The following is a 7,512-nucleotide window of genomic DNA, read 5'->3' on the forward strand; positions in this document are numbered from 1 at the left end:
TCACAGGCAGCCCATGTGAAATTAGTGAGTTTTTTAGAATTATTGATATACATGAATTCCTGATTACCTTCCCCGCAATTGGCCACCAAGGCAAGGTTCGTGTCAAAAGTGAGAATGAGCTCGTATAAAAAGACAGAATTGTCAGAAGGAATCATCTCATAAACTCCCAATGCCTGTTCGGGTACAGTTAGCAATTCTCCATTGCCTTTTATTTTGCTCGTGAGTTTAATAAAAGTCCCGTCATCATTAAAAATATATTTCTCCGAAAAATCTATTGAATCTACTCCTATGCTAACATCACTCATAGAAGTTGTCATTTCTACCAGATTCCAATATCCAAGAATATTGATTGCCGGATCTTTATCATCTTGATGACAAGAGGATAAAACCACAAAAAATAAAAATAGAACTAATGACTTTTTCATACCATCTAAAATCCACATTGTTGTTCATTAGGCTGAACATGTCCCGAAGTTGGTTATATTCAAACTTAACTCAAAGAAAATTTACGGAAAAAACTTCCTTTGTAGATCTACTATCTTTTTATTTCCACACTTTTAATAACAAAAAGGGGACAACTTCACCTATCTTTAGCTTGTGATGAGTGTATTTAACAGTCAGTTAACTATTTCTTCACAATTCCAAACTAAATTTTAAAAAACTTATCTTTTTCATAATATTCTTTTCATCATTAGTTTTTGCACTACTTTTATATTGCAAATAAAACTGACAGACTTGAAAACCCATTTCAAAACAATCGTCATCTCTGATGTACATCTTGGTACTAAAGGAGCAAAAGCTAAAGAAGTAGCCCATTTTTTGAAGCAATATACCTGTGAAAACCTCATACTTAACGGGGATATCATAGACGGATGGCAACTTCGCAAATCAGGTTCTTGGAAAAGAAAACATACCAGGTTTTTTAACAGGATGATCAAAATGATCGAAAGGGACAACACCAAGGTGTATTACCTGAGAGGCAATCATGATGATTTTCTGGATCAGATTTTACCCATTCAAATAGGGAATCTCTCTGTGCAAACTGACATGATCTATGAAAGTAACGGAAAAAAATTCTTTATTACTCATGGAGATATTTTTGACAGCATCACTACCAACCTTCGGTGGATAGCATACTTGGGCGACGTAGGATATACATTTTTGCTATGGCTTAACAGATTGGTGAATTTCCATAGAAGAAAAAGAGGTTTACCCTACTTTTCTTTAAGTCAATATATTAAGGGAAAAGTAAAGACAGCGGTTTCCTATATAGATCAATATGAAGAAGAATTGGCCAAAATGGCTAGAGCAAAGGGCTGCGACGGTATTATTTGCGGACATATCCACAAAGCTGAAAACAGGGTTATTGATGGAATTACCTATCTCAATTCCGGTGATTGGGTGGAAACGATGAGTGCATTAGCAGAGGACCATGATGGTACCTGGCAATTGATTTATTATAATGAAATCAACTTCAAAAAGATGTCTTCTGAAAAAACCGTCTCATTTGAAACCCAGAAGGATTATAAGACTGTTGCATTCTCCATACCAGCAGAAGACCTAAATTATCCAAATTTCCTGCTCTGAAATGAAGTTTTTGCTGATTGTTCAAGGTGAAGGAAGAGGTCACATGACCCAAGCAATATCCATGTCACAATTGTTGGAACGAAATGGACATGAGGTTTGTGCAGTCTGTGTTGGAAAAAGTCAAAGAAGAGAAATTCCGGAATTTTTTTCCTCAAAAATCAAAGCTCCGATATTCTTGTTTGAAAGCCCAAACTTTGTGACGGATAAAAAACACAAAGGCATCAAATTAGGCAGAACAATTTCGTACAACTTTACCAAAATCAACCTATTTAAAAAAAGTCTTCACAAAATAGATCAACTTGTTGCTGAATATCAACCTGATATAATCCTAAATTTCTATGATTTATTGGGAGGACTTTACAATATGATCTATCAACCGGCTTGCAGATACTGGACTATAGGACATCAATACCTTATAAATCATCCTGATTTCCTATATCCCAATGGGAAGAGTCTTCAAAAATTATTATTTCAACTCAATACTAGAATCACATCATTTGGATCAGAATTGGAGTTAGCTCTTTCATTTAAACCTCTTTACCCTTTACAGAATGGAAATACATTTGTACTCCCTCCCCTTCTCAGAAAGGAAGTAAAAAGCAAAACTCCAACCAAGGGTGATTTCTACTTGACCTACATGGTTAATTCGGGTTATAGTGATGAAATTCTCCTTTATGCAAATAAATGTCCTGAAATAAAGATTGAAGCCTTTTGGGACCAAAAGGGAGCTCCGGAAATGTACAAACCTTTGGAAAATTTGACCTTTCACCAACTGAACGATCACCTGTTTTTGGAAAAAATGTCTAAATGTAAGGGTTTGATAACCACAGCCGGATTTGAATCTGTGTGCGAGGCCATGTACTTGGGCAAACCCGTCATGATGATCCCTGTAAATGGTCAATATGAACAGGCCTGCAATGCCATTGATGCCAAACGAGCAGGTGCAGGAATCCCGTCAGAAAACTTTGATTTTAAGAAAATGGAATCCTTTCTCAACTCAGGAAGTTTCATTCCAACTTCTTCTAAGGCATGGGTTGATTTATTTGAAGAAAAATTTTTTACAATTTTTAATAGCTTACCAAATCCAAAAAATGAAAGGAAGTCTAAACTTCCAAAGGTTCGAAAAAGTGTTTTGACAAAAAAATTTAATTGAGAGAAAAATGATAATTTCCTATCATTTCAATCACCTTAATTCTCTTTCTGAATAATTTTTTTATTTACATCTTTGGCCATTTAATTTCCTATTTTATTCATTTTATACCTAAAATTCCTCCATTAAATTTTTAAGAAAAATCAGTGTTATTTATAACATTCTATTGGTTACACGGTTAAACCTTCGTTGGGTATTTTTTAATTTTGAAAAATGATAAATCAGTTAGTCCAAAAGAATCAATTCCTGACAATTAAATCGATTGCGGAAAAATCTTAATTGAAAATTTTATATAAGTAATATCTGATGATTACCAACTTTAATAAAAATGGGTAAATTCGGGATGGATTACTTGGATCAGGTTTAAATGAATATAGAACAACAAAGGCTTCAAGAAGATAGGGAAAGGAAAAAACATTGGAAAAAATGGGGTCCTTATCTAACAGAACGGCAATGGGGAACAGTAAGGGAAGACTACAGTCCAAATGGTGCTGCATGGGATAATGTAACACACGATGAAGCCCGAAGTAAAGCCTACAGGTGGGGGGAAGAAGGAATCGGCGGGATCTCTGATTATAAACAAAACATTTGCTTTGCTTGGGCATTTTGGAATGGCAAGGATCCAATGTTAAAAGAGAGACTGTTTGGTTTGACAGGCCATCAGGGCAATCATGGTGAAGATGTTAAAGAATTGTACTATTATCTTGACTCAACACCTACTCACAGTTACATGAAGATGCTTTATAAGTATCCTCAAAATGAATTTCCTTATAAACAAATACTAGAGGAAAACAGAAAAAGAACAAAAGCAGATCCAGAGTTTGAATTGATTGACACTGGAATTTTTGATAAAGATGAATACTTTGACATATTTTTAGAGTATGCAAAAAATGATGCTGAAGACATTACAGCTTTCGCAACTATCCACAATCGAGGGCCAGAGGATGCTGAAATCTGGGTAATTCCAACTATTTGGTTTCGAAAAACTTGGTTTACAGGACATGAGCCATTTATGCCTAAACTTTCCTTAAATGGTGAAAAAACCATTAAAGCTTTCTCCCCCCAAAGAGGGAATTACTTTTTTAATTTTGATGGAGCTCCTGAATTTAAGTTTTGCGACAATGAGACAAACCGGGAAAAACTCTACAGTATCCCAAATGAAAAAATGTATCTGAAAGATGCCATCAATGATTATGTGGTGAACCGCTATTCAAGGCATCTGAATCCAAATGATTTTGGAACAAAAGCCGCTGCAATTTACAAGCTTATCATTCCGCCGGGAGGTTCACAAATTGTCAAATTGAGGATGACCCATCAAAAAACCGAAGCAGCAATTGAACCCTGTGAACAGATAATGGCTGATAGGAAAAGAGAGGCAGATGAATTTTATGGTGAATTACAGGAACGGGTCAAGGATGAGGATATGCGAAATATCCAAAGACAGGCATATGCCGGCATGATGTGGGGAAAGCAATTTTATTACTATAATGTAGAGCGTTGGTTGGAAGGGGATCCAGGAAGATATTCACCGCCAAAAGAGCGCAAAAAAGGTAGGAACAGTGATTGGAGACATCTTTACAATCAGGATATTATCTCTATGCCGGACAAATGGGAATATCCTTGGTATGCGGTGTGGGATTCCGCTTTCCATTGTATTCCTATTTCAAGACTTGACCCTGACTTTGCAAAAGGACAACTTCTCCTTTTCTTGAATGAATCTTATATGCATCCTAATGGGCAGATCCCTGCTTATGAATGGAATTTCAATGATGTCAATCCTCCTGTTCATGCCTATGCTGTACAACGTATTTATCAGATTGATAAAAAAATGAATGGGGGAAAAGGCGATCAGGAATTTCTGGAACGTGCATTTCACAAACTCATGATCAACTTTACCTGGTGGGTCAATCAAAAAGATAGTGAGGGAAAGAATATTTTTGAAGGAGGTTTTTTGGGTCTGGACAATATCTCTGTCATCGACAGGTCCCATGCCCACAAGTACAAAGGAAAGCTGGAACAAGCTGATGCCACTTCCTGGATGGCGATGTTTTCCCTGAACATGATGCGGATATCACTTGACCTTTGCGAGTTCAACAAAACCTATCAATATACCGCCACGAAATTTCTGGAACATTTCCTTTACATAGCAGGTGCCATGAGCAATATCTCAGGGGATAACATCAGTCTTTGGAATGATGAGGAAAACTTTTTCTTCGATGTTTTTCACCTGCCGGGAAAAGAACCAAAGGTGATGAAGCTCAAGTCAGTAGTCGGAATCATTCCATTGTTTGCAGTGGAATCTATTCGGGTGGAATTGTTTGACAGTCTTCCCGAATTCAAAGAAAGGCTGGATTTTTTCCTAAAGGAAAAACCAAAATTAGCAGCATTGGTGTCAAGTTGGATTCAGCCGGGATTTGAAAAAAGAAGGCTATTTGCTTTATTGCGAGGCCATAGGATGAAAAGTATTCTCAATAAAATGCTCGATTCTGAAGAGTTTTTAAGCGATTACGGAATCCGATCACTTTCAAAATCCCATGAAAAGAAGCCCTATACCCTACGCATCAACGGAGATGTGTTGAGTGTGAAATATACACCTGGAGAATCCGATACCATGATGTTTGGCGGAAACTCCAATTGGCGTGGCCCAATCTGGTTTCCGATCAATCATTTGATCATCGAATCCCTTAGAAAATTTGATTATTATTATGGCGGGGAATTCTCGATTGAATATCCGACTGGATCCGGAAATTATGTCACCATGGATATAATCGCAAGGGAATTATCCTTGAGGTGTATCAAAATATTCCTGAAAGATGAAAATGGTCATAGACCAATGTATGGCAAAAATCTCAAAATGCAAGAAGACCCTCACTTCAAAGATCATCTTCTATTTTATGAATATTTCCATGGAGACAATGGAAATGGTCTCGGTGCTTCCCATCAGACGGGATGGACAGGTTTGGTGGCCGAAATGATCCATAAATATTACAAATCAGAAAGAAGAACAGCGGAAGATGCTGAGGCAGAATTTACAATACGATAGGTTAGAAGCGGGCTGTGATGAAGTGGGACGAGGCTGCCTTTGTGGTCCTGTGGTGGCTGCCGCGGTAATTTTACCCGAGGATTATGCCAATGAGTTCATCAATGATTCCAAAAAACTCCGGAAATCCAATCGGGAAATCCTTGCAGAGGAAATCAAAGTTTCAGCAATTGCTTGGTCAATTGCAGAGGCAAGTGTCGAAGAAATTGACCAAATAAACATACTCAATGCTTCATTTTTGGCCATGACAAGGGCGGTGAAAAAACTGGAAGTCATCCCCCAACATCTTCTCATCGATGGAAATAGGTTCAAGTCGGATTTGAACATTCCATTTGATTGCATCATCAAGGGCGACGGGAAATTCGCAAGTATTGCAGCTGCCTCTATCCTGGCAAAAGTTTATAGAGATAATTTGATGGCTGAATTTGCCATAACCTATCCGGGATATGGATGGGAAAGAAATGTAGGCTATCCTACCAAAATCCATAGAGATGGAATTATCAAATTAGGGTTGACACCAATTCACCGAAAGTCCTTTAGACACTTGCCGATTCAGCTGGAATTAGATCTTTAAAAACGCATTAGCATATATCCTTGTGGAACATAAGTAGTCAAAGTAGTCAACATGGACAAGGCAATCTCAGCACCATTCCAAACATCGGTGGTTTTCATGTTCCGTGCTATGAGCGATTGCCCACAGATATAAAATTCCACATCAGCATTTTTCATGGCTTCAAAAACGGGTAGGTTAGGGTTTTTTACGCCATACAGTTTTTCATAATAAGCATCATTAAGAATACTGAAGATTGCACCTCCATGAACAGCCACTTTCACCTTGATTTTCTCTTTGGGAACTCCTGCAATGCCGTGAAGATTGACCATTCTGGCTATATTATCCACCATTCTATTGATCTCTTGGGGATTTTCGCTGGCTGACACCAAATCTATGATGATTTTATAGTTACCATTCGGATCAGGCCTTTCGGTAGCTTCAGGGATTTCATAAATCCCTCCAAAACCTTGAACTATTGGAAATTGGGGAGTTTGGGCATAATTAACATTGACAATAAAAGACATCGCCAAGAAAAAAAAGATAAGTCTTTGAATCATAAATCTTTCATTTAGTGGATCAAAAAGTAAGTAAAAAGGAAAATGAATCAAAGGTTAATCTTCTGGAAGAAGATAAAAAAGCAGAGACTTATATTCATATAATTTAATTTGATTTACAAACATATTTTATCGTATTTGATAATTATCCTATATAATTTTATATTTAGTTATTAGTTTAATAATCATAATCAGCAAATTATTTATTTAGTTTTTACCTTAAACCCAAAGCCATGAAGATATATTATTCAAATATCCCTTTATCATTAATTCTATCTGTTACACTTTTTGGAATGGCTTACGGCAAATCAATTAGCTCATTTTCACAAAATAATTCCAATCCAGGTCAGGCAATTGCTGAATTACAATTTGATAATAAATATACTTTCCGAGACGTTGGCACTCAAAATCTCAATATTAAGGCTAATGTGTTAGGTAGCTCTAGTGGAGAGTTTGTTGGCAACAAACCTAGAGGAATCAAATTGGCAGATTCCAATCTTAGCGAAGGTGCAATAATTGAACCGATGACTATTCAGGATAATGCATCTTCCTTTGATCCATACAGTTTTGTGCAAGCCGAGGATTTTTCTACTCAGACCGGTATTCAGCTTAGTAATTCTGGTGCAGC

General features: G+C 36.9%; 7 protein-coding genes. 5 read left to right on the forward strand and 2 right to left on the reverse strand.

Annotation, left to right across the window (positions count from 1 at the left end):
- Positions 1-425: hypothetical protein (locus tag ACEW8U_RS01680; protein ID WP_373520301.1), on the reverse strand; the 425-nt coding region annotated here is incomplete at its 3' end.
- A gap of 310 nt (positions 426-735) precedes the next feature.
- Here ACEW8U_RS01680 and ACEW8U_RS01685 point away from each other — a divergent pair.
- The 4 genes from ACEW8U_RS01685 to ACEW8U_RS01700 all read left to right on the forward strand — a co-directional run bounded on the left by ACEW8U_RS01685 (position 736) and on the right by ACEW8U_RS01700 (position 6,351).
- The gene (locus ACEW8U_RS01685) at positions 736-1,587 is read left to right on the forward strand and encodes a UDP-2,3-diacylglucosamine diphosphatase (RefSeq protein ID WP_373520302.1); all 852 of its coding nucleotides are present in this window, start codon (positions 736-738) and stop codon (positions 1,585-1,587) included.
- A gap of 1 nt (position 1,588) precedes the next feature.
- Positions 1,589-2,740: a glycosyltransferase family protein gene (locus ACEW8U_RS01690; RefSeq protein ID WP_373520303.1), complete on the forward strand. Its 1,152-nt coding sequence runs from the start codon at positions 1,589-1,591 to the stop codon at positions 2,738-2,740.
- A gap of 364 nt (positions 2,741-3,104) precedes the next feature.
- Positions 3,105-5,780, forward strand: coding sequence for a glucosidase (locus tag ACEW8U_RS01695; protein WP_373520304.1), 2,676 nt, complete (start codon positions 3,105-3,107; stop codon positions 5,778-5,780).
- Positions 5,752-6,351 carry a ribonuclease HII gene (locus tag ACEW8U_RS01700; RefSeq protein ID WP_373520305.1) on the forward strand — a complete coding sequence of 200 codons (600 nt, stop codon included), beginning with the start codon at positions 5,752-5,754 and terminating at the stop codon, positions 6,349-6,351. Before ACEW8U_RS01695 ends, ACEW8U_RS01700 begins: the two co-directional genes overlap by 29 nt.
- Here the strand turns inward: ACEW8U_RS01700 and ACEW8U_RS01705 are convergent.
- Positions 6,348-6,887: a DsrE family protein gene (locus ACEW8U_RS01705; protein WP_373520306.1), complete on the reverse strand. Its 540-nt coding sequence runs from the start codon at positions 6,885-6,887 to the stop codon at positions 6,348-6,350. The genes ACEW8U_RS01700 and ACEW8U_RS01705 overlap by 4 nt on opposite strands.
- A gap of 230 nt (positions 6,888-7,117) precedes the next feature.
- Here ACEW8U_RS01705 and ACEW8U_RS01710 point away from each other — a divergent pair.
- The coding region (locus ACEW8U_RS01710; RefSeq protein WP_373520307.1) for a hypothetical protein at positions 7,118-7,512 on the forward strand (395 nt) is incomplete at its 3' end.

This window comes from Aquiflexum sp. (assembly GCF_041751335.1).
GTDB lineage: Bacteria > Bacteroidota > Bacteroidia > Cytophagales > Cyclobacteriaceae > Aquiflexum.

What these genes read in the sequence shown, in the direction of transcription:
- ACEW8U_RS01705 (WP_373520306.1), bottom strand. Translation starts at nt 6,887, where the DNA reads ATGATTCAAAGACTTATCTTTTTTTTCTTGGCGATGTCTTTTATTGTC.
- ACEW8U_RS01690 (WP_373520303.1), top strand. Translation starts at nt 1,589, where the DNA reads ATGAAGTTTTTGCTGATTGTTCAAGGTGAAGGAAGAGGTCACATGACC.
- ACEW8U_RS01695 (WP_373520304.1), top strand. Translation starts at nt 3,105, where the DNA reads ATGAATATAGAACAACAAAGGCTTCAAGAAGATAGGGAAAGGAAAAAA.
- ACEW8U_RS01700 (WP_373520305.1), top strand. Translation starts at nt 5,752, where the DNA reads ATGCTGAGGCAGAATTTACAATACGATAGGTTAGAAGCGGGCTGTGAT.